Source organism: Belnapia mucosa, assembly GCF_016775475.1.
GTDB lineage: Bacteria > Pseudomonadota > Alphaproteobacteria > Acetobacterales > Acetobacteraceae > Belnapia > Belnapia mucosa.
Genome location: NZ_JAEUXJ010000067.1, coordinates 1 through 1,540, shown reverse-complemented (window position 1 = coordinate 1,540; position 1,540 = coordinate 1). Strand labels below are relative to the sequence as shown.

Annotated in this window: 1 protein-coding gene; it reads right to left on the bottom strand. The window is 61.2% G+C overall.

Annotated elements, in window-relative coordinates:
• Positions 1 to 83: 83 nt before the first annotated feature.
• Positions 84 to 1,115 carry a DUF4214 domain-containing protein gene (locus JMJ55_RS30365; RefSeq protein WP_202829336.1) on the bottom strand — a complete coding sequence of 344 codons (1,032 nt, stop codon included), beginning with the start codon at positions 1,113 to 1,115 and terminating at the stop codon, positions 84 to 86.
• Positions 1,116 to 1,540: the final 425 nt, after the last annotated feature.

Genomic DNA, 1,540 nt, shown 5'->3' with positions numbered 1-1,540 from the left:
AGCACCCTCCCGCTCAGGACCGACCAACCCCGGGCGACACTGGAAATCCGTCTGGACCCCCTCGTGGGGGCCGGTCAATGGGTCTATGCGATCAGGATATCGTAGTGGCCCATGCCCTCGTTCACGATCGTCTGCGCGGTGGCGGTCATATGCTCGGCGCTTTCAGAGACGGCCACCACTAAGTCGGACCGAGGCATGCCATGCGAGAGTGCATAGGTCCAAGTCGCCATCCCTCCTTGGTCCGGGTCCCGGTGGAGGGCGTTGTGGTAGAGCAGGGTGATGAAGCTTGCGTCGTCCAGAGCGCCGTATCGACTTTGAAACTCGGGGCTGACGATGGAGGAGGCTGCGGCCTGGTTGAGGGTTAGCTGGCCGCTCTCGATGCTATTCGTCAGGCTTTGCAGACCAGTGCCGTCGGGCAGCCGGCCGAGCGCGGTGTCGTACAAACGCGCCACTTGAGCGGTAACTTCGGTACCGGCCACGGTGGCCGCCGTGGTTCCGGTGTTGGCTGCCGGCGCTGCCCCGGTATAGCCGAGCGGTGTGTAGCTGATGTCACGGACGATGAGCGAGGTGTTCTCGTTGTTGTTCAGGAAGGCGAAGACCTCGTTTTGGCCGCCATGGTCATAATCGAGAGGCACGTGGTCGGTGACGATGGCGGCGAGATGGTTGTCAACGTTGAAGGTGATCTTTCCCGGCTCCCACACCGCCTGATAGGTGTGAAACACGCCGCTCTGAACACCGTCAAGAAAACGGATGTTCTGATTGTTCAGGCCGTTGTCGTTCCAGTGGACGGTCGCGTACTGCCGCCCTGTCCCATCCGGCGTGAGCTCGGCGAGGTTGATCTCCTGGCCGGGATACTGGTTATCGCCAGGCCAGAGGATGATCGCCGGGCCAGCGTTGGTGCCGGTAAGCATCGCTGTGACTGTGTAGGTGCCGTAGCCATGGCCTACACTCGCGTCTTGGCCAGGCTCCTTCATCCCGGCCGTGCTGTACCGGTTGCCGTAGAGCCGGATCTCGCCGAAGGTCGAGGTGTCGATGCCCCAGACCTCGGTCAATGGGCCGACGCTGTTCTCGAAGCTTTCAAACAATGGTTGATAGGTGTTTGGCGCTGTCGGCATGCGAGCTATCCCTGAAATAAAAGGCCTGATTACAGCTGCACAACGCGTGAGACGGCGCTAGGATCATTAAGAGGGAAGGGCGGTGGATATTCGAGTTGATCCCGTTCATCTCCCTGCAAACTGCCACGCATTCTGCTGGCGAAGCTCAGCATGCCAGCCGCCCGAATTTCGGCAAGGAGGTCTGAAACTGCCGCATCAGAAGATATGCATCGCCTCGCGCCTCGCGCCTCGCGCCTGGCCCGCTCGCGGATCGGTGGCTTTAGGACGTCCCATTCAGCCAGGTCGACCCGGGTGCCGAGGAGGTTCGACAGGTCGGCCTGCAAGCTGGCAAAGCCAGTTAAGGGAATCTAAGAGCCCGCTTCATAACGGCTTTGCCAAGCGCCTGAGTAAGACGGTAGCGGCGGCGAGGACGAAGAAGGCGACGG

Coding starts and splice junctions, on each gene's coding strand:
- JMJ55_RS30365 (WP_202829336.1), bottom strand. CDS start 1,115: ATGCCGACAGCGCCAAACACCTATCAACCATTGTTTGAAAGCTTCGAG.